This is a genomic window from Chryseobacterium oleae (genome assembly GCF_900115055.1).
GTDB classification, from domain to species: Bacteria; Bacteroidota; Bacteroidia; order Flavobacteriales; family Weeksellaceae; genus Chryseobacterium; species Chryseobacterium oleae.
Window position 1 is genome coordinate 312784 of record NZ_FOVD01000003.1, and the last position, 24649, is coordinate 337432.

At 37.3% G+C, this 24649-nt stretch carries 26 protein-coding genes; 14 read left to right on the forward strand and 12 right to left on the reverse strand.

Features of this window, described 5'->3' with window-relative positions:
* Nucleotides 1-49: 49 nt before the first annotated feature.
* From BM143_RS12075 to BM143_RS12095, 5 genes are all read left to right on the forward strand, one after another.
* Nucleotides 50-460: a DUF6157 family protein gene (locus BM143_RS12075; RefSeq protein ID WP_090024708.1), complete on the forward strand. Its 411-nt coding sequence runs from the start codon at nt 50-52 to the stop codon at nt 458-460.
* A gap of 95 nt (nt 461-555) precedes the next feature.
* Nucleotides 556-948, forward strand: coding sequence for an acyl-CoA thioesterase (locus BM143_RS12080; protein ID WP_034727696.1), 393 nt, complete (start codon nt 556-558; stop codon nt 946-948).
* Nucleotides 945-1505 (forward strand): helix-turn-helix domain-containing protein, encoded by a 561-nt coding sequence (locus BM143_RS12085; RefSeq protein ID WP_090024709.1) that lies wholly within the window; start codon nt 945-947, stop codon nt 1503-1505. The genes BM143_RS12080 and BM143_RS12085 overlap by 4 nt, the downstream gene beginning before the upstream one ends.
* 282 nt (nt 1506-1787) lie before the next feature.
* Entirely contained in the window at nt 1788-4652 is a 2865-nt protein-coding gene (locus BM143_RS12090; RefSeq protein WP_090024710.1) for a heavy metal translocating P-type ATPase, read from the forward strand.
* Nucleotides 4653-4657: 5 nt separating this feature from the next.
* Complete coding sequence (locus BM143_RS12095; protein ID WP_090024711.1) at nt 4658-5386, forward strand: DUF72 domain-containing protein; 729 nt, start codon at nt 4658-4660, stop codon at nt 5384-5386.
* 4 nt (nt 5387-5390) lie between these two features.
* On the opposite strand, the gene BM143_RS12100 is transcribed toward BM143_RS12095, so the two are convergent.
* Nucleotides 5391-6215, reverse strand: coding sequence for a carboxypeptidase-like regulatory domain-containing protein (locus BM143_RS12100; RefSeq protein WP_090024712.1), 825 nt, complete (start codon nt 6213-6215; stop codon nt 5391-5393).
* A gap of 266 nt (nt 6216-6481) precedes the next feature.
* Between BM143_RS12100 and BM143_RS12105 the strand changes: the two genes are divergently transcribed.
* The 5 genes from BM143_RS12105 (at nt 6482) to BM143_RS12125 (ending at nt 11926) form a co-directional block, all read left to right on the forward strand.
* A complete protein-coding gene (locus BM143_RS12105; protein ID WP_090024713.1) occupies nt 6482-7348 on the forward strand; it encodes a polysaccharide deacetylase family protein in 867 nt (288 codons plus the stop codon).
* A 128-nt stretch (nt 7349-7476) separates the two neighbouring features.
* Nucleotides 7477-8136 carry a YggS family pyridoxal phosphate-dependent enzyme gene (locus tag BM143_RS12110; RefSeq protein WP_090024714.1) on the forward strand — a complete coding sequence of 220 codons (660 nt, stop codon included), beginning with the start codon at nt 7477-7479 and terminating at the stop codon, nt 8134-8136.
* Between the two features lie 56 nt (nt 8137-8192).
* A complete protein-coding gene (locus BM143_RS12115; RefSeq protein WP_090024715.1) occupies nt 8193-9377 on the forward strand; it encodes a sigma-54-dependent transcriptional regulator in 1185 nt (394 codons plus the stop codon).
* A gap of 105 nt (nt 9378-9482) precedes the next feature.
* Nucleotides 9483-10841: an MATE family efflux transporter gene (locus BM143_RS12120; RefSeq protein ID WP_090024716.1), complete on the forward strand. Its 1359-nt coding sequence runs from the start codon at nt 9483-9485 to the stop codon at nt 10839-10841.
* Between the two features lie 257 nt (nt 10842-11098).
* The gene (locus BM143_RS12125) at nt 11099-11926 is read left to right on the forward strand and encodes a GLPGLI family protein (protein WP_090024717.1); all 828 of its coding nucleotides are present in this window, start codon (nt 11099-11101) and stop codon (nt 11924-11926) included.
* A 44-nt stretch (nt 11927-11970) separates the two neighbouring features.
* On the opposite strand, the gene BM143_RS12130 is transcribed toward BM143_RS12125, so the two are convergent.
* The 3 genes from BM143_RS12130 to BM143_RS12145 form a co-directional block, all read right to left on the reverse strand.
* Complete coding sequence (locus BM143_RS12130; RefSeq protein ID WP_090024718.1) at nt 11971-12516, reverse strand: hypothetical protein; 546 nt, start codon at nt 12514-12516, stop codon at nt 11971-11973.
* Nucleotides 12517-12520: 4 nt separating this feature from the next.
* Nucleotides 12521-13027 carry a GNAT family N-acetyltransferase gene (locus BM143_RS12135; protein ID WP_090024719.1) on the reverse strand — a complete coding sequence of 169 codons (507 nt, stop codon included), beginning with the start codon at nt 13025-13027 and terminating at the stop codon, nt 12521-12523.
* A gap of 280 nt (nt 13028-13307) precedes the next feature.
* On the reverse strand, nt 13308-13874 hold the full coding sequence (locus BM143_RS12145) for a Crp/Fnr family transcriptional regulator (protein ID WP_090024721.1): 567 nt from the start codon (nt 13872-13874) through the stop codon (nt 13308-13310).
* A 78-nt stretch (nt 13875-13952) separates the two neighbouring features.
* Between BM143_RS12145 and BM143_RS12150 the strand changes: the two genes are divergently transcribed.
* Nucleotides 13953-14642 (forward strand): HAD family hydrolase, encoded by a 690-nt coding sequence (locus BM143_RS12150; protein WP_090024722.1) that lies wholly within the window; start codon nt 13953-13955, stop codon nt 14640-14642.
* Nucleotides 14643-14694: 52 nt separating this feature from the next.
* Here the strand turns inward: BM143_RS12150 and BM143_RS12155 are convergent, their stop codons facing one another.
* Nucleotides 14695-15408: a hypothetical protein gene (locus tag BM143_RS12155; protein WP_090024723.1), complete on the reverse strand. Its 714-nt coding sequence runs from the start codon at nt 15406-15408 to the stop codon at nt 14695-14697.
* Between the two features lie 65 nt (nt 15409-15473).
* Nucleotides 15474-17876: an alpha/beta hydrolase family protein gene (locus BM143_RS12160; protein ID WP_090024724.1), complete on the reverse strand. Its 2403-nt coding sequence runs from the start codon at nt 17874-17876 to the stop codon at nt 15474-15476.
* 127 nt (nt 17877-18003) lie between these two features.
* On the opposite strand from BM143_RS12160, the gene BM143_RS24000 reads away from it, so the two are divergent.
* Nucleotides 18004-18165: a bacteriocin-like protein gene (locus BM143_RS24000; protein ID WP_167375282.1), complete on the forward strand. Its 162-nt coding sequence runs from the start codon at nt 18004-18006 to the stop codon at nt 18163-18165.
* A gap of 57 nt (nt 18166-18222) precedes the next feature.
* Here the strand turns inward: BM143_RS24000 and BM143_RS12165 are convergent, their stop codons facing one another.
* Both BM143_RS12165 and era read right to left on the reverse strand, forming a co-directional pair.
* The gene (locus BM143_RS12165) at nt 18223-18651 is read right to left on the reverse strand and encodes a DoxX family protein (protein ID WP_090024725.1); all 429 of its coding nucleotides are present in this window, start codon (nt 18649-18651) and stop codon (nt 18223-18225) included.
* A 67-nt stretch (nt 18652-18718) separates the two neighbouring features.
* A complete protein-coding gene (era, locus tag BM143_RS12170) occupies nt 18719-19594 on the reverse strand; it encodes a GTPase Era (RefSeq protein ID WP_034727661.1) in 876 nt (291 codons plus the stop codon).
* Between the two features lie 223 nt (nt 19595-19817).
* Here era and BM143_RS12175 point away from each other — a divergent pair, with 223 nt between their 5' ends.
* Nucleotides 19818-20381 carry a Crp/Fnr family transcriptional regulator gene (locus tag BM143_RS12175; protein WP_034727659.1) on the forward strand — a complete coding sequence of 188 codons (564 nt, stop codon included), beginning with the start codon at nt 19818-19820 and terminating at the stop codon, nt 20379-20381.
* Between the two features lie 121 nt (nt 20382-20502).
* Nucleotides 20503-20829: a DMT family transporter gene (locus BM143_RS12180; RefSeq protein WP_034727656.1), complete on the forward strand. Its 327-nt coding sequence runs from the start codon at nt 20503-20505 to the stop codon at nt 20827-20829.
* A gap of 108 nt (nt 20830-20937) precedes the next feature.
* Here the strand turns inward: BM143_RS12180 and BM143_RS12185 are convergent, their stop codons facing one another.
* The 4 genes from BM143_RS12185 to BM143_RS12200 form a co-directional block, all read right to left on the reverse strand.
* Nucleotides 20938-22044, reverse strand: coding sequence for a hypothetical protein (locus BM143_RS12185; RefSeq protein ID WP_139222033.1), 1107 nt, complete (start codon nt 22042-22044; stop codon nt 20938-20940).
* A gap of 343 nt (nt 22045-22387) precedes the next feature.
* The gene (locus BM143_RS12190; protein WP_090024727.1) at nt 22388-23155 is read right to left on the reverse strand and encodes a class I SAM-dependent methyltransferase; all 768 of its coding nucleotides are present in this window, start codon (nt 23153-23155) and stop codon (nt 22388-22390) included.
* Nucleotides 23155-23964, reverse strand: coding sequence for a type I methionyl aminopeptidase (gene map, locus BM143_RS12195; protein ID WP_034727651.1), 810 nt, complete (start codon nt 23962-23964; stop codon nt 23155-23157). The genes BM143_RS12190 and map overlap by 1 nt, the downstream gene beginning before the upstream one ends.
* 178 nt (nt 23965-24142) lie before the next feature.
* Nucleotides 24143-24574 carry a BT0820 family HAD-type phosphatase gene (locus BM143_RS12200; RefSeq protein WP_090024728.1) on the reverse strand — a complete coding sequence of 144 codons (432 nt, stop codon included), beginning with the start codon at nt 24572-24574 and terminating at the stop codon, nt 24143-24145.
* Nucleotides 24575-24649: the final 75 nt, after the last annotated feature.

Genomic DNA, 24649 nt, shown 5'->3' on the forward strand with positions numbered 1-24649 from the left:
ACTAAACATTACATACATTTGTATTCCAATCACCATACCTATTATATATATGATACATACCACCAATTACACCAATACTTTTATTGAAATCGCTGACGACTGCCCGGTATCAAATGCTGAAGTCCCTCCTGAAAAGAAAGTAAAAACCTTAGCTAAACTTCAGTATGAGCAGATTGTAAAAGAACCTTACCGGTATTCTTCTGATGATATTGTTTTTGAATGCTATGCTGTAAAAAACGACATTTCTGATAGTGAAAAGCCACAGGCAAGAATCGATTTCTTCTCAAAAGGTCAACCCTGCCTCAGGTCCTCCCCTTTGGCCAAACGTTACGGATTCGGAATTCATCATAATGAAGACAGTAAAGTGGCTATTTTTTCGGTTGAAAGTAGCGAGTATCAAAAGTTTTTATATGATAACACCATCAAAAAAGTAAAAGCTATGCGCTCCAAGAAAATATGATTGAGAAAATGAATCATTTCCTTCAGATCAGTAAATACAGTTTCCTTGATAAACCCAGTTTTTAACACTAAATTTGTGAAGCAAATTATTAAAAGATGAACTACCATACCAGAAAATGGGTAAAACCCGAAGACCTGAACCCGAATCACTCTCTTTTTGGAGGAAGACTTTTACAGTGGATTGACGAAGAAGCCGCATTGTATGCCATTATTCAACTGGAAAATACAAAAGTGGTCACGAAATTTATTTCAGAAATCAATTTTGTAAGCTCAGCTAAACAGGGAGACATTATAGAAATAGGGATTGAGGCCACTCACTTCGGTTCTTCTTCCGTGACCTTAAAATGTGATGTAAGAAATAAAATGACCCACCAGACCATTATCACCGTAGATAAAATTGTGATGGTGAACCTGGACAGTGAAGGAAATCCTGCACCGCACGGAAAAACACAGATCGAATTTGTAAAAGACAGACTGAGCAAGCCATGAAAATTTTCATCAAAAACATGGTGTGCAACCGCTGTATTTCCGCAGTAGAAAAAATATTCAGTGAGGCAGATGTGAGCGTACGTTCTGTCACTTTGGGAGAAGTCGAGACTGAAACGGATATTCCTGCTGAAAAAATGCTGGCTGTAGAAAAGAACCTCCTTGAAACAGGCTTTGAAAGGATTATGGATTCTACCCATCAGTTGGTTGATAAGATCAAAAACAAGATCATTCTCAAGATCAGTGAACTGGATATTGATGAAGATTTTCTTCTTTCGGAATTCTTAAGTTCAAAGATCCATAAAGACTACAGCTCCCTTTCCAAAACCTTTTCCCAAAACGAAAATATTACCCTGGAACAGTTCTTTATCCTTCATAAAATTGAAAAGGTAAAAGAACTGCTTCTTTATAATGAATTTACCCTCACCGAAATAGCCGGAAAACTAGGTTATAAAAGCGTTCAGCATCTTTCTTCCCAGTTCCGGAACATTACCGGTTTTACCCCTACAGAATTCAAAAAACTGAAGGATCATCAAAGGAAAACCCTGGACAGCTTTTAAGTTAGAGAGTCGGAGGGTTTGAGAGTTTGAGTATGGGAGAGTTTAAACGTAAACGTATTTTAAGTTACTCAACTCAGTTACTATGATAATAAAACATCAAAAGTCCCTATTCTCAAACTTTTCAATTTATACACTCTACCACTCTCAGACTCTCTAACTCTCCCACCCTAAAACCCTCCCACACTCAAACCCACTCCCGGCAAAATTCTATAACTATTATCCTTAAATTTATAACAGCATTAGCCATTCATTTTGGACATTTGTACTATAAATTCAAGGATCATGAACAGACAATATAATATACTCGGAATGACGTGCTCCGGTTGTCAGAAAAAAATTTCTGAAAAACTCAACAGCGTTGAGGGAGTAACAGCCGATGTCAATCTGGAAACCCATACCGCAACCATCACTTCCGATAAGGAGATCGAACTTTCAGTTTTAAATAATGCTTTAGGAGATAAATACAGACTGGAGGACCCTAAAAAACCTGAAACTGCATTTGTAAAACCTCAGGACAGGGTTTCACCGTCTTCAGTCTATTACTGCCCGATGGAATGTGAAGGCGACAAAGTCTATTTCAAACAGGGTGAAAGATGTCCTGACTGTAAGATGTATCTGGTTCCTATCGAGGAAAAGCATGCTAAAGATCCCAATCATAAACCGACCTATTCATCAACCCATCTTCCGGAAAACTTCAAAGACAGTGTAGGAAAATACTATTGTCCGATGTTTTGTGAAGGAGATAAAGTCTATGATGAAAAAGGCGACTGTCCGGTTTGCCACATGCATCTGGAAGAAATCACCGAAGATATGGCTAAAAACGTGGTTTCTCATAATCACCAGCAGACTCATTCCCATCATAATCATCATAACCACAGCCATAATCATGAAGCACCAAAAGTCACCGATGATATGGCCGGAAAGTATTACTGCCCGATGTATTGTGAAGGTGACAAAACCTATGATTCCAACGTAGGATGCCCTGTCTGCGGAATGGATCTGGTGAAATATCCCGAAAAGAAAACAGCAAAATATACCTGTCCTATGCACCCGGAAATCATCCGTGACGAGCCAGGAGACTGCCCGATCTGCGGAATGGATCTGGTGAGAATGCCCGACAGTGAAAGTGATGAAGAGGATGAAACCTACAATATTTTAAAAAAGAAATTCTTCATTTCTCTGGCCTTTACCGTTCCTGTTTTTATTCTTTCAATGGGTGGAATGTTCATCAATTTCCCGTTTTCCCATAACATACAGGGATTCATCGAGCTTGCCCTAACACTTCCTGTTCTGTTTTATTCAGGATGGTTTATTCTGAAAAGAGGCTGGGTTTCATTCAAAACCTGGAACTTAAATATGTTCAGCCTGATTGCTTTAGGTGTTGCCGCAGCATTTATATTCAGTATCGTGGCATTGGCTTTTCCGGATATTATCCCTCATGAAATCAGAGGGCACAATCATGAAATTCCGCTGTATTTTGAGGCGGTCTGTGTGATTTTAACCCTTGTGATATTAGGACAACTGATGGAAGCTGCAGCGCATAAAAAAACAGGAAATGCCATCAAGGAACTGATGAATCTTTCGCCTGACGAAGCCAATCTTATCGTGAATGGAGAAGAAAAAAGAGTATTGCTTTCTCAGGTGAACATCGGAGATCTTTTAAAAGTAAAACCGGGCGAAAAAATCCCTGTTGACGGAAAGATCACCGAAGGAACTTCTTTGGTAGACGAAAGCATGATCACCGGAGAACCTGTACCTGTAGAGAAAAGTATTGATGACAGAGTTTCTTCTGGAACCATCAACGGGAATAAAGTATTCATCATGAAAGCTGAAAAAGTTGGCGATGAAACCCTTCTTTCCCAGATCATTAAAATGGTGAATGAAGCCAGCCGAAGCAGAGCACCTATCCAGAAACTAACTGACAAAGTTTCCAAAGTTTTTGTCCCTGTTGTGATTCTTATTGCTGTTCTTACCTTTATTTTATGGCAGTTTTTCGGACCGGAAGGCAAGAGAAGTTTATTTGCTTTCGTGAATGCTGTTGCGGTTTTAATTGTAGCCTGTCCGTGTGCACTTGGTTTAGCCACACCGATGTCTCTGATGGTAGGAATCGGGAAAGGAGCCAAAAGCGGTATCCTGATCAAAAATGCAGAAGCATTGGAACAAATGCATAAAGTAAATGTTCTGATCACCGATAAAACGGGAACACTAACAGAAGGAAAGCCATCTGTAGAATATATTGAAACATCTGGAAACGGAGACAAAAATGAAATCTTAAAACTGGCTTTTTCTCTCAACCAAAATTCGGAGCACCCGTTGTCTAATGCAGTGATTAAAAAAGCAAAAGAAGAAAATTTAACCGCTGAAAAAGTAGATCAGTTTGAAAACATCTCAGGAAAAGGAGTTCAGGGAAATATCAATGGAAAAACGGTTTACTTAGGAAACGAAGGTCTTCTGATCTCAAATAGTCTTGCCATTCCACAGGAATTAAAACAAAAAGCAGTGGAAGTACAGTCGAAGGCACATACCATCTCTTATATTGCACAGGATAAAAATGTGTTGGGCTTCATCAGCTTTACCGATAAAATTAAAGATACTTCCAAAAAAGCAGTTCAGCGTCTGATGAATGAGGGAATTGATGTCATCATGATGACCGGAGACAATGAACATACCGCAAAAGCAGTTGCTGACGAACTGGGAATCAAGCATTATAAAGCAGGCTGTCTTCCGGAAGATAAACTGAATGAAGTGAAAAAACTGCAGCAGCAAGGCAAAATCGTAGCCATGACCGGCGATGGAATCAATGACTCCCCTGCTCTGGCTCAATCCAATGTAGGAATTGCCATGGGAACCGGAACTGATGTTGCGATGGAAAGTGCAGAGATTACATTATTAAAAGGAGATATTTTAGGAGTCGCAAAAGCCAAACTCTTAAGTGAAAAACTCCTTAAAAACATCAAAGAAAATCTGTTTTTCGCCTTTATCTATAATGTATTGGGTATTCCGGTAGCGGCAGGATTATTGTATCCTTTCTTTGGAATATTATTGTCCCCGATGATCGCAGCGGCAGCAATGAGTGTCAGTTCACTGTCTGTTATTCTGAATTCACTACGTTTAAATTCTGTAGATCTGGATGCGGATGTAAAATAGAAAGTATGAAAAAAGGAAGTCTTTACATTGGATGTTCGGGATTTTATAATAACGACTGGAAAGGGTCGTTATATCCTGAAAATGCCCAAAGTAAAGACTTTCTTACTTTATATTCCGGGGTTTTCAATACGGTAGAGATCAATTCTACCTTTTACAGAAAACCTACCGCCAAAACACTTCTAAAATGGCATGATGAAACTTCCGATGACTTTAAGTTCTTCATCAAAATTCCTAAAGTCATTTCCCATGAAAAACGTCTGAAAGAAGCAAAAGAAGATATTTCGGAATTCTGCGCCCACATTCAGACTCACTTACAAGAAAAACTTTCCGGGTTTCTGTACCAGTTTCCGCCTTCCTTTAAAAAATCACAGGAAAATATGGATCTGATCGTATCCAGCCTTGACTTTAAGTATGTTAACGTTATTGAATTCCGCCATGAATCCTGGTGGGCCGATGAAATTTTTACTTTTTTAAAAGAACATCAAATTATATTTTCCGGGGTAAGTTTTCCGGGTAACCTTCCTGAAGAGGTAATCATTAATCATCCTGAAATTTTATATTACAGACTTCATGGAAAACCTGTTCTCTATAAATCAGAGTACAGCTCAGAGTTTATTAATGCTCTTGCGGAAAAAATCAAACATTCAGAACGAAAAGCATTTATATTTTTCAATAATACTTGGGGAACTGCTGCCATTAAAAATGCGTTGTATCTCAAGAAAATTCTAGAGTAATCATTTATTTCTCTATTAAAACATCTACATTAATCGAAGGCTCTCCTGCTGAGAACTTTTTCCATTCTCCAAAATAATTTCTGTAATAGGTATTTTTAGAAAACGCGAAAATATTTCCTCCTAAAAAAAGCCTTCCTTTAAAATCTTCAGAAGCCCTTACGGAAACAAAGAAATCCCCATTCAACCAAATACTTTTATCATTCAAATCTAAAGAAATGGTATTGTCCCGGATGTCTTCTTTGGTTATCGTGAGCTTCAATGTTTCATTTACCACCGATTCTCCGGGAAAATCGCCTGCAGAGTTTTGAATATCGAAGATCAGGGTAACAGGCTGGTCAATCTCAAATAAAGCTAGATTGAGATTTATTTTTTTAATCTTTAATTTTCTTTGGTTTTTAATCTTTATCGCATATTCTCTGAAAATTTTCTTTACATCCTGGGAATCATAACCGCAATACACTTTTTTCGAATTTCTGGTTCCAAAGTTCTTTTGAACATATTTTTTGGGAACAATATTCACATTTTCAATTTCAACCGCTTTTTTACTGAGTGAAATATCATATTGGGATAAAGCTTCAAAATCTGAAATCTTGATCTTAAAAGGCTCGTATCCGTTTACCTCTACTTTCAATATTTTATTTTTATCTAAACCTGTAAGATCAATAAAATATTTTCCTTCTTGATCGGTAATACTTCCAGTATCTTCATTCTCAATTCCAATTCTGGCATCCGTAACAGGCTGATGCTTTTCCGAAAAGATGGTTCCTGAAATCTTCTGAGCAGATAAATTGGCCGAAACCAGAAGAATAAATAGATGTTTAAAATTCATCAGATAAAATAATTCCCGAATATAGGAAGAATAAGAAAACCTCAATACAAATAGAAAAAATAAATGGATTTAGTATTTATAAATGTTAAAATTAAAGAATACAAAAACATAATCCATAAACCCAGCATTCTATCCGAAATATGCTTTAAAATAAACTCCTTAAAATAAACTTAAAAAGTAAAAATTTAACAATTGATGGCATATAATTTGTTAATATTTCATCATTATTTTAACGATTTTTAACTATTTAAATCTCCATTATCTTTATGAAAAAAAAATTTGGGGAAAAGTCAAGAAACATGACTTTTCTTGGGATGACTGCATTGATGAGTGCGGCCTCAATGGTATTCAACAGCTGTAATGACAAAACCGATGTGAAAGAATCTGCTCAGATTGCTTCACAGGAACATCCCACCGTACAAACGGTCCCCCAAATAGATGATGAGAGTGTAGAAACCGATAAAAGAATTATCTACCTTACTTTTGATGACGGGCCCAACCAGGGAACGGAAAACCTTCTTAAGATCTTAAATAAAAGAAACGTTTGTGCCACTGCCTTTCTGGTAGGAAAACATGCCTATGGAAGCAAAAGACAGAAAGATGATATGGAGCTTCTGAAAAGCAATCCTCTGATTGAGCTGGCCAATCACAGCTTTACCCACGCCCACAACAAATACACAGATTTCTACAAAAACGCTGATGCTGTAGTCCGTGATTTTGACATCGCAAAAGACAGTCTTAAGCTTTATGATAAAATAGCCAGAACTCCAGGCAGAAATATCTGGAGACTGAACAATATTAATGTGACAGATATTAAAGGATCAACCGATGCGGCCAATGGTCTTAGAAAAGCCGGCTACAAAGTAATCGGATGGGACCTTGAATGGAGACCTTCTCAAAAAATGACTTTGAAAGGCAGCCACGAAGCGATGATCAAAAAGGTAGACAGCATCTTCCTTAACGATCTGGAAAAAACATCCAGACACCTGGTCTTCCTTACCCATGATCAATACCTAAGGGACGCAGATTCCATCAATGAGCTGGATATGTTTATTGAAAAACTTCAGAAAAGCAACAAGTTTGTGTTCAGAAAGATCTCGCAGTATCCGAAGATTAATGATATACTTAATTAATGTAACAATGTATCAATGTAACAGTGTAACAATGTTATGATAGACTGACGACGGGCAACTAGCAACTGTCAACAACAATTTTACAGATTCATTAGTTTTTTCCTTTTATAATTCAGAAATTTGCATTTATGGGTATTCAAGAAAATTATACAGCAATAAAAGATCAGCTTCCGGAAGGAGTTCAGCTTGTAGCGGTTTCAAAAACACATCCGGTTGAGGCTGTTCAGGAGGTTTATGATCTGGGACAGAAAGTTTTTGGTGAAAATAAAGTTCAGGAGCTTATGGAGAAATATCCACTCCTGCCTAAAGATATAGAATGGCATCTGATCGGGCATTTGCAGACGAATAAAGTAAAATATATTGCTCCGTTCATCAATACTATTCAAAGTGTGGACTCTGAAAAACTTCTTGCTGAGATCAGTAAAGAAGCCGGTAAGAATGACAGAGCGATTAAAGTCCTGTTACAGGTAAAAATTGCGGCAGAGGAAAGTAAATTCGGACTTGAGATTGATGAAGCGAAAACCTTGTTTCAAAAATATATTGATGGAGAGTTTTCCAATGTTGAAATAACCGGGCTGATGGGAATGGCGACATTTACGGATGATAAAGATCAGGTAAAAGAAGAATTTTTAATTTTAAAAGGGCTTTTCGATGAATTAAATCAGTTAAAAACACTTAAAACATTATCTATGGGAATGAGTGATGATTTCCCGGCTGCCATTGAATGCGGTGCCAATTCCGTGAGGGTTGGATCTGCTATTTTCGGGAGAAGAGATTACTCAAAATAGTATATTTAGGTATGGTTTTTGCTAATAATTGAATCAAAAAATCTAAATTTGCAACTATGCAAAAAATCCTTATTGTAGAAGACGAAAAAGCAATCTCGGGAGTATTACACAGTATCCTTTCTGATGAACTTACCGAATACGAATTTGTTATCGCTGAAGATGGCCTTGAAGGCTACAAACAGATAGAAAAAGAAGATTTCGCATTGGTGATCTCTGATATCAAGATGCCTAAACTTTCCGGAACAGAACTTTTAAAGCAAAGTATGATCCTGAAGCCTGAAAGCACATTCATCATGATCTCAGGCCACGCAGACATCGACTCTGCTGTTTCTTGTTTAAAGGAAGGCGCATATGACTTTATTTCCAAACCTATCGACATCAACAGACTGATTACAAGTGTGAAAAATGCTTTAGCCAAAGAAAGTCTGAAAAAGGAAAATAAAAATCTCCAAACTGAAAACAAGACCTTAAAAAGAAAGGTCAACAAAAAATACCAGATGATCGGTGATTCTCCTGCTTTGAAAAAAATCCAGGATATGATCGAAAAAGTAGCTGTTTCTGACGCCAGAGTTCTGATCACAGGACCGAACGGTGCAGGAAAAGAATTGGTAGCTCATGCAATTCACAACCAAAGTGAGCGTGCAAGAGGTCCGATGATTGAAGTGAACTGTGCGGCTATTCCATCTGAACTTATTGAATCTGAACTTTTCGGACATGTAAAAGGTTCTTTTACAGGAGCTATTAAAGACAAACAAGGAAAATTTGAGCAGGCTAACGGCGGTACCATCTTTTTGGATGAGATCGGAGATATGAGTCTTATTGCTCAGGCTAAAGTCTTGAGGGCATTGCAGGAAAGCAAAGTTTCTCCTGTGGGAAGCGATAAGGAAATAAAAGTTGATGTAAGAGTGATTGCAGCAACCAATAAAAACATGCAGAAGGAAATTGAGGAAGGAAAATTCAGGGAAGACCTTTACCACAGGCTTTCTGTGATTGAAATCTATGTTCCGCCATTGGATGACAGAAAAGATGATATCAAATTGCTAGTAGACCATTTTTCCGGTATGATTGCCGATGAACACGGTACTGCTGTGAAAAAATTTGATGATAAAGCAATTGATGCGCTTAAAGTGCTTTCATGGACTGGAAATATCAGAGAACTGAGAAATGTGGTGGAAAGATTAATTATTCTTGGCGGAAATTCTGTTTCCGAGGAGGATGTTGCAAGTTTTGTAAGGAAATAATTTAATTGAACATTAAATATATTATAACAATTTGCAGTAGCCTTACTGCAAATTTTTTTTTGGCCTATTTTTAAATATTAAACTATATATGAATCATAAAATATTATGAGCTTTTTAAACAAAAACTATACGAAAGAATGCCTGACTCTGGCTCTACCTGTAATGCTTACGCAGGTGGGGCAAGTCTCGGTGAATTTGTTCGACAATATTATTGTCGGAAAACTTTTAGGTGCAGATGCCCTTGCTTCCGTTTCATTGGGAAATGCTGTGTTTTTCTCGGTGTTTGTATTGGCACTGGGATTTTCATTTGCTATTCCTCCGCTGGTTTCTGAAGCACATTCCAAGCAGGACCACGGAACTATTAATTCTGTATTCAGTCACGGATTTGTAATCAATATGTCTGTGGGAATTATTTTAATGGCAGTCTTACTTTTAGGGATGCCACTACTCTATCATTCCGGGCAGCCGGCGAAGATTATTCCCAATACGGTAGATTTCCTGGGCATTATGGCGATCAGTATGATCCCGTTTATGGCATTTCAGACGCTTCGTGAAGTTTCTGAAGGACTTTCCTATACCATAGGCGTAACCAAGGCTACGATCATTGCCAATGTCATCAATATTGTCCTGAACTATGTTTTGATCAAAGGAATCTGGATCTTCCCAGAGATGGGGGTAAAAGGTTCGGCTTTAGCAACATTGATTTCCAGAATATTCATGGTAGTCTTCCTGTATGTTGTATTGGTGAAAGAGAAAAAAACAAGAAGATATATTAAAGACTTTTCTTTAAAAATCCAGGTATTCTCTAAAAATATGTTCGATAAAATGGTGAAACTGGGTCTGCCTACTGCTTTACAGATGTTCTTTGAAGTAACAGCTTTTGCAGGTGCTGCTTTCATCTGTGGACTGATTTCAGCTCACGATATTGCCTCTCACCAGATTGCCTTGAGTATGGCTTCATTCACCTTTAACCTCTGTGTAGGATTTAGTGTGGCTTCAACAGTCATGATCGGAAGAAAGCTTGGTGAGCAGAATTTCGTTGAATTAAGAAAAGTAGGGATCAACAACTTGAAGATATCTTTTATTTTCATGTGTATCTGCGGATTGTTCTTTGTTCTGGGAAGAAATATCCTTCCGACTTTCTTTACTAAAAAAGAAGAAGTTGAAGTGATTATGCTGGCTTCAAAACTCATGATTATCGCAGCCTTATTCCAGCTTTCAGACGGAATTCAGGTAACGGCTTTAGGGATGCTGAGAGGTCTCCAGGATGTAAAGATTCCATCGATCTATACTTTTATCGCGTACTGGGTGATTACGATTCCTTTAGGATATTTCCTGTGTGTCACTTTAAAAATGGGTGCTTTCGGAATGTGGATCGCTTTAGGATTGGGACTTACTGTTTCTGCGGTTTTCCTGGTGAAACGATTTCTCAATATGTCTGCGAAGAGAATTAAGCAGAATTAATGAGTTGGAAGCTGGAAGAGGGAGGATAGAAGTTTCTATTGGGCTTTTTTATTCCTGATAGTCTGGTGAACATTGATGAACAATTAACATCCTATTAAAACCGGGCTGTAATTGCTTCTGAAGTTGAATAACTACTCTATTCCCAATTCGGAGTCCTAACATCATAAAAAAATTGCTAAAAAAGCTGCGCGAAGTCTTCGACTTCGCGCAGCTTTTTTTATTTTTGGTCCCTCAATTAAACAGAATCAATAAAAATCATGAAAAAAATTATATGCCTGCTCGCTTTGTATGCAGGTTCATTCTATCACTCACAAACCAACAGATTTATTTATGAACTTCAGTACCGGAAAGATGGTTCCGAAGATTACAGACACAATCTCATGAATCTTGATATCAGCCCGAAATCTGTCAAGTTTTATGATAAAAAATTTGCAGACTATGATTCCATCAATAAAAAGGCAAATACCGCTGTTTCGAGATACAGTACAAAAACCGATCAGGTTATTGAAAGGGCACCCAATTCATTTAAAAACAAATGGTACAGAGACTTCTTCGAGTATTTCGTAGTGAATACCAATGATGAAATGAACTGGAAACTGCTTCAGGAAACCCAGCAATACAACGGCTATAAGCTTCAGAAAGCGACTACTGATTTCGGAGGAAGAACATGGAATGCATGGTTTTGCAATGAAGTGAATATTAAAGAAGGTCCGTATAAATTCAGAGGACTTCCAGGTCTCATCTTTATTCTGGAAGACACAGATAAAAATTTCATCTATAAACTGATCAGCAATAAAAAGCTGGACACCGAATATGATACTAAAGAATTCGTAGAAACCCATTACGGTAAACCGGCTCTTCCTATTTCTAACGAGAAATTCAACAAGTACATCGAAGAGTTTTACGAAAACCCAACAAGGACGTTAGCAGAAAGTATAAAAAACGGTCAGAAAACCTCTTTTAAGAACGAAAGTATAGAAACCATTGAAGAGCTCAACAGCAAAAGAGCAATGCTTCAGAACGGGATCAAAAGCCGCTATATTTACATTGAAAAGGATAAGGAGCCTTCTTTTAAAACGAAATAATAAATTGAATTCGGCGAAGTCTTCGACTTCGCCGAATTCAGCTTTTAAATAATGATTCCGCCATACGCCAGATAAGTTAGCTTTGCTCCTTTTACAAATTCTTTAAAACTTGTATTTTCATCTGCATTTTCATTTTGAAGTTCAAAATAGTATTCATCAGGATTCACCCTACCTCTAAGAACATATTCTACACTATATTTTTTGGCATTGTTATTTTGAGGAAAAATCCAAAATTTAAATCTCTTGGTTTGAGAATTTGTACTTAATAGAGGTAGCTCGTCCATGCTTGCAATTTTTAAAACAGGATTTCCATTAATTCTCATTGGATCTAACAGTCCATTTTCAAAAATCAACTTAAATTTTTCATCCAAATATTTTGAGAACTCGATAACCTTGACCACATCAATAACTACTCTATCTTTTTCCAGTTTAATCTGAAATCTTGAATATTTGGGATATTCCTGTTTCTTATATTGAGTCTCAAAATGTTCTTTTGCAGGGTGATATTTTCCGCTGTTGATATTTTCTGTTTGGGCGTTTCCTTTAGCCATAAAAAATACAATGGATACAATCGTAAATAATTTTTTCATCGTATTAAAGTTCCCCAACCCTTTTCCCTAAAATCGTCAAACTCCTTTCTATTCCGTCCAGAACCGCTACATCAGGAAACATTCCCCATTCTTCAAACCCAAAATGTCTGAAGAGTTTTAAACTGGCTTCGTTATGAGAAAAGATAAATCCGAGAAGCGTTTTAATTCCTAAGCCGGGTGCCCGGTCCACGCAGTATTCCATCACTTTCTTTCCAAAGCCTTTTCCTCTGCATGATTCGTCCAGATAGATACTCATTTCAACCGTTCCATTGTATGCAGGTCTTCCATAAAATGAAGAAAAACTTACCCATCCAACTGTTTCATGATCATTTTCAATAATCCAGAGCGGTCTTGTTTCAGGATTATGTTCTTCAAACCATTCTTTTCTGCTTTCTACAGACACATTTTCCGTATCGGCAGTCACCAGTCTTGAAGGAATGGTAGAATTGTAGATCTCAACTATCTTTTCTAAATCTTTCAGATCAGCATTTCTGAATTGTAAGTCTTGCATTTTTGTAGATTCCGGTTTTATTTCGTGCAAAAATAAGAAGTAAAAAACTTTTAAGTATAGAGATTCAATCAATAATTGCAATCATTATTGGGATGGAAGCTGGAAGAGGGAGGGTGGAAGTTACTGTTCGGCTTTTAGATAGCCTTGTCAAGGTTTTGAACCTTGACAAGGCTCAAGATCTTTACGGTAAAAAACAGTCCAAATGGTCTCTCCATGAAAACATACCAGCTATCTTTTCACATTTAATAACTTCCCTCTTCAATCCTCCATCTTCCTGATCCTATTGACCCAAATTCTTCAGCGTCCTGTTCAGACTTCTCACCGTAATTCCCAGGTAAGCCGCCATATCTTCCTTTGAAATCTCAATTCCCTCCTGTTTCTGTAATTCAAGAAGTTGTGCTAAAGTATGTTCAGCTGCATATAATTGTTGGTATGAAGCTCTTTTGGAAGTATTCACAATTCGTTCAGCAAAAACATCAAGGAGGAGATTGTTCAGGGAAAGATCGCTTCTGATTAAAGATTTGAAATATGATATAGAGATAGCATAAACGGTTACTTCGGTTACTGCTTCAATGCTGCAGAGGCAGGGAATATTACGGATCTGTTCTATTTCGCCGATGATCTCTCCTTTTCCCAGGAATTCAACAATATATTCTTTGTCGTTGTCTTCAACTAAAAAACATTTCGTAATACCTTCTTTGATGAGCATTATTTTAGACGGGTTTTCACTCTGGGTCAATATCCTTTCCCCTTTGGAAAAAGATCTTATGATGATGTCTTCTTTACGTTCCTGCTTTTCGTAAAGATCTTTTACATAGTTTAAAAACAACTGGTTGGTCCTTAGCATATCTTATCCGGGGACAAATGTCCTTTTCTAATTGAATTTTTATACTGAATTTTGTCGGGAGAAAAATACAAAAGTAAAATGAATAATCACATAACAACCATCGCCTTTGACGCAGATGACACCCTTTGGATCAATGAACCTTATTTTCAGGAAGCGGAAAAGGAATTCTGTGTGCTGCTCGAAGATTATCTGCCACAGCACTCTGTATCTCAGGAATTATTTAAAACGGAAATGGAGAACCTTCATCTGTATGGTTACGGAGTCAAAGGTTTTATGCTCTGTATGATTGAAACGGTGAGCAGGGTTTCCGGTGGTACCGCATCGATGCAGTTGATCAACAGAACTATAGAAATCGGACAGGAACTTCTTCAGAAACCTATAGAATTGCTGGATGGTGTCACCGAAACATTAGACGCATTAAAAGGAAAATACAGGCTGGTAGTAGCTACAAAAGGAGATCTGCTGGATCAGGAACGCAAGCTTAAAAATTCCGGACTGCAGGAATATTTTCACCATATTGAAATTATGAGTGACAAGAAGGAAAGTGATTATCAAAAGCTGTTGAAGCATCTGGACTGTCAACCTGAACACTTCCTGATGCTTGGAAATTCTATCAAATCAGATATTCTGCCTGTACTGGAAATCGGAGGTTTTGCGGCACATATTCCTTATCATGTGACATGGAGCCATGAGCAACATGAGCATCATTTAGAACATGAGCATTTTATGGAGCTGAAAAGTATTGATGAAGTGCTGAAATACTTATAAAAAATAAACAAAAAACCGTTAGCAATTGACGGTTTTTTTGTTCAGTTTTAAACTATTTACCACTAAACTTCAAGTATTTCTTTATCTTTTCAGAACTATACTTTTTCTCGAAGTAAGCCAGTTTATCATGATATTCCGGATGTTTTCTTTTTATAAAAAAATAGGACTCAGTAATCTGCTCTACTAAATTCTGGGAGGAAGATGGATTATCCAGAACAATCCGATCAAATTTTAGTAAAACCGAATCAATTTCCTGTATTGTCCATTTTGATTCCTTAGTACCAAATAGCTGAATGAAATTTAAAAGCTCATGTTTAGTTTTAATACTGGCTTTATGCTTCCTGTAAACCTCTGTAGCTTTTATATTATCTTTTTCCCAAAAGACCATCTTGTAAAGTTCATCCGCTAAGTGTGAGCTCGATCCTACACAACCTTGAATAATAGTAATGGGTTCATTATTTTTAAGATAAGAATCAAACAGCTTACTTAATGTCTTAAGCTTTCTATTAAAAACAGCATATGAACCATACGCTTTAGCTACAGAATTTCCATTAAAAGCAATATATTCCACTTCTTGATCAGAGGCTTTTTTATCAATCTCTGCAAACAATTTATAGACTTCGCTTTCAGATCCTCCATACCCAATAGCAGCAGATTCAACACGTTTACTCTTTGATAATTCGTCATACAATTTGTTGATTTCAGGAGATAATTGTCCAAAACCAAAAGCAGGGATCAAAAATAGTAGAGAGGTTATTTTCATCATGGTTATTATAGAAAAGAAATTAAAAAGCCCGTTCCAATCATGAACGGGCTTTCTCTAAAATTATTTTATTTCTTCAGGCACTTTTCAAGGAACTGATCCTGTTCCCATAAAAGGTGTAGAATATTTTCTTTAGCCACATAACCGTGGGCTTCCTTCGGTAAAAGAACCATTTTCACAGGAGCTCCCAGGTTTTTCAAAGCCTGGAAATATCTTTCCGTCTGTAGAGTGAAAGTTCCCGGATTATTGTCAGCATCACCATGAACCAAAAGCATTGGTGTTTTCATTTTATCTGCATTCATGAACGGAGACATCGTGTTATAGATCTCCGGAATATCCCAGTAATTTCTCTGCTCGCTCTGAAACCCAAATGGAGTCAACGTCCTGTTGTAGGCTCCACTTCTTGCAATACCACAGGCAAAAAGCTTGGAATGAGTCAATAAGTTAGCTGTCATAAAAGCACCGTAAGAATGCCCACCAACAGCCACTTTTTTCTTGTCGATATATCCCAATTGATCCACTGCATTGATCGCCGCTTCAGCGTTAGCTACCAGCTGTGGAATGAAGGTGTCATTCGGCTCTGTTTTTCCTTCCCCGATGATAGGAAATGCAGCGTCATCCAGTACTGCATAACCTTTCGTAGTCCAGTATACGAAAGATCCGTAGTATGGGAACGTAAAGTCGTTCGGATTCTGGGTATTCTGACCTGCTGTATTTTTATCTTTATATTCAGTAGGATAAGCCCAGATCAGTAATGGAAGCTTTTCTTTCTTAGATTTTCTGTCATAATTGGCAGGCAGATAAAGGGTTCCCGTTAAAGTAACACCATCATTTCTTTTGTAGGTAATCACTTCTTTGTAAACATCTTTAATGCTTTCAAAAGGGTTCGCAAATTGGGTTACCGCTTCTGCTTTATTGGATTTAATATTCTTTTTAAAGTAGTTCGGATAAAGGCTTGGAGACTGTTGAGTCGTTAAGATCTCACCTTTAGATGCATTAAGAATATCGATGATTTCTTCTTTACCATTCTTTACGTTAGAAGTATATAGTCTTTTCTTTTTAAGTGATTTCACATCCATTTCATCAATGAAAGGATGTTGTCCGTCTTTGGTAAATCCGTCCCCGATCAGGTAGGTCTTCCCTCCTTTCATATCAATAACATACCTTCCATACTGGTTTTTCGTAGTATTAAAATTCCCCGGATCGCTGTAAACATCCTGATAATTTCTGTCATCAAAAATTTTGGATTCGCCGTTATTAAGATCCACCAGGTAAGATTTTGTATTCCTTGTATCATACCAGCCTTCAGAAACTACGGCATAATGATCATTGGTCCAGCTTACGCCTTCATATCTCTGTTTTGTCTTAAAGAATGATTTTGGAGCGGCCGCAAACGGTGCTTCCCACGTAAAGATCTCATCTCTGTATTCTGCAGATTTAGACTGGTCACCTCCATCCAATGCCTGAGCATATAGTAAGGTTGCCGGAACATCACTTCTCCAGCCCATGCTTCTTTTTCCTTCTCTTACGGATGAAAATCCTTTCGGCATGATTTCATTCAAAGGAACATCGTTTACTACTTTTACCGCGTTCCCTTTCATATCATAAACGGTAGCTGTCATCGGGAACCTGCTTAACGGAACAATATAGGAGAAGGGCTTTTTGATGACCGTCGTCATTAGGTAATTTCCGTCAGGAGAAAAGCTTAAACCGGAATACATATCCTGATCTTTTACTTTTTTAAGGTTTCCACTAAGATCTACGTTATAAATTTCAGAAGCTGTAAGAACCTCAAAGTTTTTTTCATCCTGAGGATTTTTTAACAGATCCTGATACGTTCTGTTTTGAGACACTTTACCATCTGCTGTAGACACAATAGGCCCTGTAGGAAGGTCTTTGCTGGCATCGATCAGTGCTGGTCTGTTCTGGGGAAGCGTTCTGATCAGGATACTCTGAGAATCATTGTACCAAACGTAAGGTGATCCTAAATTGGCATTCAGATTATCAGATGTGATTTTTTTAGCAGAAGCTGTTTCCATATCTACTACCCAAAGTTCTACTCCTTTTGCAGTTGTATTGGTAAAGGCCAGCTTCTTTTCGTCCGGCGAAAATGAAGTGTACGTAATTTTAGCATTGGCAGGTAGGTTGCTTACCTGAACTTCGTTTTTATCATTGATCTTTCTGATCTTCAGATTATTCGAGTAGGTAGCACTGCTTGAAATATTGGTAACCGGATTGATCCTTAAACCCGCAAGTTTCATTTCCTGCTGGTTAAGATCTTCCAGTGTTTTATAAGTTGGACGGTACGTGAAAACCACCCAGTCTTTTTTGCTGTTCATCAGAACGCTTGGGGGTCTTTCGTAGTCTGCTAATTTCAGAATCTCGGCAGAAGGTTTTTGATAAGTAATACTCTCCTGTGCATCATAGAAATTGAGAAATGCCAGAAGGCAAATAGTCAGTTTTATCTTCATATAAATTCATTTTCTACGAATGTAGTGATTTTTGGAATATAACTAAAACTGTTAATTTTAACACACACCCTTGTGATATAATTAAATAATTTTATATTAGCAGCATCAAATAATCAAAATATTTACTATGAAAAATTTAAAGAAATTATCTAAAGGAGATTTAAAAACAATCATTGGTGGACAAGCACCAGCCTGCCCTACCGGATATAAACCATGTGTAGCGGGAGAAGACGAAAACGGAACCATTAAATGGACCTGTGTATGGTCTTCACTGCCGTGCAAACCTTAATAAAAACAAAAAGAGCATTAGTTGTCTAATGCTCTTTTTTATATTGTCAAGACTGTTTTACCAGTCTGAAGCCCTTTTTCTTTTTTCTATCATATGATCCACCGATACTTTTCCGGCACCAAACGCCATCAGGAGAAGATAAACGGACAGATAAATAAGACTCATTTCTCTTTTCTCAAACGGATCTGCTCCATGAACCATAAAAGCAGCTATAACCATTGTAAAGATCAGAAACCCTAAAGAAATTCTTGTAAAAAGTCCTAAAATAAGGAGTATTGAACAGGCAAATTCAGCAATAACCGTAAGAACCAGAGTCACCAAAGGACCTAATCCTAGAAAGTCATAAAATTCTATTTTACCGCCTTCCAGAAGCATCTGAAGCTTAGGAAAACCATGAGAAAGCATAGCAAAACCTACGAATACCCTCACAACGAATAAAATAATATCTTTAGGTACTGAGCTGGAATTTGACTTGAAATAGTTCATTTACTAAAAATTTAGACTAAAGGTAATAAAAATCTTTTAATAGAACGGAATCACAAGCGTTTTTAGTTTATCTGTACCCGAAATTTTTCAAATCCCTGTCGTTTTTACGCCAGTCTTTTTTTACTTTCACAAAAAGATTCAAATGTATTTTCTTAGAAAAGAATTTTTCCAGATCCAGCCTGGCTTCAGTCCCTACTTTTTTGATGGCTTCTCCTTTGTGTCCGATGATAATTCCTTTTTGGGTATCTCTTTCCACATAAATTATAGAATCGATGAAAATAATTCCTTCTTTTTCTTTAAACTGCTCGGTCACTACCTCTACAGAATAAGGAATTTCTTTCTCATAGTTTAAAAGAATTTTTTCACGAATCGCTTCATTTACGAAAAATCTTTCAGGCTTATCGGTGTACTGTTCCTTGTCATAATAAGGAGGGTTTTCCGGAAGAAGAGATCTTAATTTTGGCAGAATGATATCCGTATTGAAGGCATTCAGGGCAGAAATAGGAAGGATCTCAGCTTTTGGAATCCTGTTGTGCCATTCTTCTACCAGTTTTTCAAGTCCTTCCTGGTTGGTCTGATCTACTTTATTCAGCAGAAGCAATACCGGAACCGGGATCTTGTTCAGTTTATCAATTAAAAATTCTGAAGGTTCAGCTTTGTCAGTGACGTCTACAATGAATAAAAATACATCGGCATCCTGTAAAGAATCCTTTACAAAATCCATCATTTTCTCCTGAAGACCGTACTTCGCGTCTAAAACTCCGGGAGTATCTGAAAATACGATTTGCAGGTCCTCTTCATTATAAATTCCAAAAATTCTGTGGCGGGTTGTCTGAGCCTTCTGCGTTACTATCGCCAGTTTCTCTCCCATTAACTGATTTAATAAGGTAGATTTTCCGGCATTAGGCTTTCCGACTATGTTTACAAATCCAGCTTTATGCATATAAATAATATTACGAACTGCAAAGTTAGTAAAAACAAAACTGGTCTTCACGGTATAAGTCGGTTTTTAAAAAAGAAAAAAGCTCAATCTCATTAAAAAATCCTCGGATGCTATTAATTTGGAGGATTCATTCCTATATTTATCTCATTAATTTAGAAATTGATTACAATTCAGTTGTATTGCATCTCCTAAAACCAATACTTTTGACCTTATAATTCACTTTATGGATATAGACCAGATCCTTGACCGCATTGATGTACTTCCGGAAGCCTCCAAAGCCTCTCTGAAAAAGCATATCACAGAAGTATCACATCCCAAATCTTTCTGTCTTATGGAAGCGGATAAGATCATTCCTCATATCTATTTTATCAGGAAAGGGATTGTGCGGGCCTACGCTTCCACTGCCGACAATGACATTACGTTCTGGTTCGGGAGTGAGGGGGAAACCATCGTCTCCATGAAAAGTTATGTGGAAGATAAACCGGGATATGAAAGCATTGAACTTCTCGAAGACTGCGACCTGTATATTCTGGAAACGGAAAGCCTGAGAAAACTATTCAACGAAGATATTCATATTGCCAACTGGGGAAGAAAATTTGCAGAAAAAGAACTTGTGAAAACGGAAGAACTGATCATTTCAAGACAGTTTAAAACATCCCTGGAGCGCTATAAAGATCTGATGACCCACAAAACGGATCTTTTAAAAAGAGTTCAGCTGGGTCATATTGCTTCTTATCTTGGAATTACGCAGGTAAGTTTGAGTAGAATTCGTGCGGAGATTAAATAAGTTTCGGGGTTATGTGGTTCGGATTATCGGTTAAGGATTGAGACCGAGTTCATTTTTTAACAAATGTAAAATCTTTTCTCCTTTCAAATGCAGAAATTTGCAGGAGAGAAAATCAAAAAAAATGAATTGGATTATTTTAATCATCGCCGGAATATTTGAGGTGGCCTTCGCGTCATGTCTGGGAAAAGCCAAAGAAAGCTCCGGATCTGAGATGTATTACTGGTACGCCGGATTTCTGGTAACCATGACGATCAGTATGGTATTGCTGATCAAAGCTACGCAAACACTCCCTATCGGAACAGCTTATGCGGTTTGGACGGGAATAGGTGCGGTAGGAACAGCCCTGATGGGAATTTTCTTCTTTAAAGATCCCGTAAGCTTTTGGAGAGTATTTTTTATCATGACCTTAATTGGTTCTGTAGTAGGATTGAAATCTGTTTCTCACTAAAATCGACTTAACGACTTCTATCTATATTAAATATCCCCGTCTTCGAATCTGAAGACGGGGATATTGTTTTTAGAACATCTTTTATACTGAATATTTTAAGGGTCAAATTTACCAACCTAATGTTTTACTGATCAATCCACAGATGAGCGGATGCAGTTTACGGTCATAAAATAAATTGATAAAATCCCTGTTAAAGTTTGCAGAATTGGCAAATTTTGACGCATTGATTCTTTGGAGATCATCAGAAGTAAGAGCTGCCTGATTACCCGTAAAAGTAACCGTAACATAATCTTCATAATCCTCAGCGTTAAAAACCCTTGAGTCTATAGTTTTCCCGTTTGCCCTGTCTGTGATTATTATTTCAAAAGAAGATGTAATACTGAAATTTTGTGTATTATCAGTCACTGAGGCTTTTACAATATTATTATTTACTTTTGCGGTTCTTTCGTATGTATTCTTAAAACCTGGAGTATTATCTAAATTAATATTTTTCCATTTCAGAGAGATTTCATAATCCGGTAATGAACTACCTTGGTTTTCTATTTTAAAACCAACCACTTTTTCATTAATATCTTTTGTTATTTTTTCTCTCACATATTCATCCATAGAAGAAGAACCAGATAAAGATAGCGTGATGTAATTCACCTGATTACTCATTTCCAAAGGTTTCAAATACGCTTTTTTGTTGGCTTCCACCTTCAGGCCTTTCAAAAAGTCTTCTGTTTTTTCGTATCCGGGCTGAAGCTGCTGTACCGCAGTAAATGCCCAATACGCGTCCGAATAATGATTCAGTGCGGATGGATTATCAAGAGCCTTAATTCCTTTAGCATAAAGGTTTTTTACAGCTACAGTCCTCACACTATCTAAAGCGGCAGTGAACTGTTTATGGGGAATATTATTTTGAGTCAGCATGGGTGAAGCCGTATCGTAAATGTACTGTAGAGAGAGAATTCTATTGATCCAGTTCAGCCAGTCTTTTTTATCATCCGGTTCTTCCTGTATCGCATCAATGACCGACTGGTGAAAAGCTGTACGCTCTTTAAATTCCGTTAAAAATGCAGATTTCAGTTTCTCCTTCGACGGTTTTTTTTGATATTTTCTAAATGTCTCTGTAAGTTCTTCTTCGTTCCGGCTGATGTCTTCGCTGTGCCAAAGAAAGTTCTGTGCATGAGTATTCAGATATACGGATAGGAAAACAAGGAATACTATTTTCAAAATGGCATTTTTTTTCATATTGATGCTTTAAAAATTAATCCTTTGTGTTAAACACAGAATAATCTCTCTTCATTTTGAGGCAGACTATTAAACTTCAAATGTTTTTTTATCTGTACAATATATCAATACAAACAGAATGTAAAGGATTTCTATTGTTCATTTTACTTTTTTTTATCACCTGAAGATCAAATTTAAATAAATTGACAAGACCAAACAGTCTGTTTTTAGAATGATAGAAAAAATAAATCTTATTCCCGAGCCATAGCTATGCAGCTACGATCCACTGATACAAAAAATTTAACGGCAAAACAAAACCGTCTTCGAATCTGAAGACGGTTTTGTTTTATTTCTTGAAAACTACAGGTAAGATCTCGTTGTGTCTCAACCCATATTTTTTAATTTCTTCTTCTGAAAAATTCTGTGAATAGAAGTTCGGTTCGGTTTCAAAACCTGCTTTCCTCAACCGGTCAAAATAATCCATTCCATACCAGCGGACGTGGTCGTACTGGCCGAAATGTTTCTGACGTTCTTTGGGATCTTTGATCGAGAAATCTTCATAGGTTTTCTCCAGAGAATTCCTCATCGGAACCTGGAAAATACCCCAGCCTCCGGGCCTCATCACTCTGTAAAGCTCACTTATGGCTTTAGCATCATCTTCTATATGTTCCAAGACATGGTTGCAGAAAACAACATCAAAGCTTTCATCAGCAAACGGTAAATCAAGGATATCCGCTTTCACGTCTACAATAGGTGAATAAAGATCTGCAGAAATATAATCCAGATTTTTCATCATCTTAAATTTCCTCAGAAATTCCTGCTCGGGAGCGATATGCAGAACCTTTGCATTCTTAATAAAAAAATCAGTATCATTTTGAAGATACAGCCACATCTGGCGGTGTCTCTCCAAACTCAGGGTTCCCGGAGATAAAGCATTTTCACGCTGTTTTCCATAACCGTACGGAAGGAATTTCCGGTAGGATTTTCCATCGATAGGGTCAAAAAAATTATCCCCTTTGAAAAACTGATAAATAAGAGGTCTCGCCCAGATGCTCATTTTAATAAGCATCGGACGGGGTATTTTATTCAATAAAAGTTTGGTTACTTTTTTCATTAAAAATCCAATTGGAATGGCTTCTCTTCATCACTTACGATTCCTAGAGCTTCGTAAACATATTTGAATGTGGAAAGCAGTACCGGCTTACCATTGATCACCGCTACATCATGCTCAAAATGCGCAGAAGGCAGATTATCAAGAGTGGTTACTGTCCAGCCGTCGTTATGGAATTTCACTTTTTCTGTTCCAAGGTTCACCATGGGTTCGATCGCAATGGCAAGACCGTCTTTGATCACTTTTCCGCTTCCTTGTCTTCCGTAATTCGGAACCTGCGGATCTTCGTGCATCTTTCTTCCAAGACCGTGTCCTACAAGTTCTTTCACAACACCGTAGCCTTCTTTTTCACAGTGTGACTGAATCGCATGGGAGATATCTCCTATCCTTTTTCCTCTCATACACTGCGCGATTCCTTTGTAAAGAGATTCTTTGGTGACCTGCAATAATTTTTTAACCTCAGGTTTCACCTCCCCGATCTCAAAGGTATAGGCATGATCTCCTACGAAACCATTGAGGATAACCCCACAGTCTACGGAAAGAACATCTCCTTCCTGGATAATATCGTTATTGGGAAAACCGTGAACTACCTGATCATTGGGAGAAATACACAAAGAATTCGGGAAACCGCCATATCCTAAGAAAGCAGGTTCAGCTCCGTGATCTTTGATAAAATCATGAGCCAGCTTATCAAGATACAAAGTATTGATTCCCGGTTTTATTTCTTTAGCAAGCATTCCTAGCGTTTTTGACACCAAATGCGCACTCTCCTTCATGAGGCGTAATTCCTCTATTGTTTTTAATTGAATCATTTTTATAGATGTTAGATATTAGATGTCAGAAGTTAGACTACAGCTTAATGTATATTTTAAAGTATGATTAAATGATAGCTTTCTGAACATCTACAGTTTTCTGATAAAGTTTTAAACGAAGAAGCCGCATTAAAAAACTAATTTCTAATCTCTAGCTTCTAACTTCTATTTTAAATTATTACCAGAAAAGTCCTTTTTTCTTTTCTTTTTTAAGTTTTGAATAAGCCAGCACTTCTTTTCCTTCTACACGGAATTCTATTCTGTCCTGGATAATATTGTAAATTTCACCCCAGCCTGGAAATCCTCCTAAATTTCTGTCATCGATGAACCAGTCTGCATCTAATTTTCTGGATTGATTCTCAGAATCAAAAACTTCACCTTCAAAGCTTGAGTTCACTGCATAAAACTCAATTCCATTTTTTTTACAGAATTCCACGGCTTCATCTAAAGTTTTTCCGTGTCTGTATGTCCAAAGGATCAGTCTGTATCCTTCTGCCTGAAGTCTTTTTAAGGTTTCGAAAGCGAAAGTTTTTGTTTTTCCAATTGCCGGATATGCGTCATCCACGATGGTACCATCAAAATCAACAGCAATTTTTTTATTATTTAACATTTTGTACCTTTTTTAGCTTTGCAAAGATAAGAAATAAAAAGAGTGCCGAAAACGATGGCACTCTTAAGTTTTATA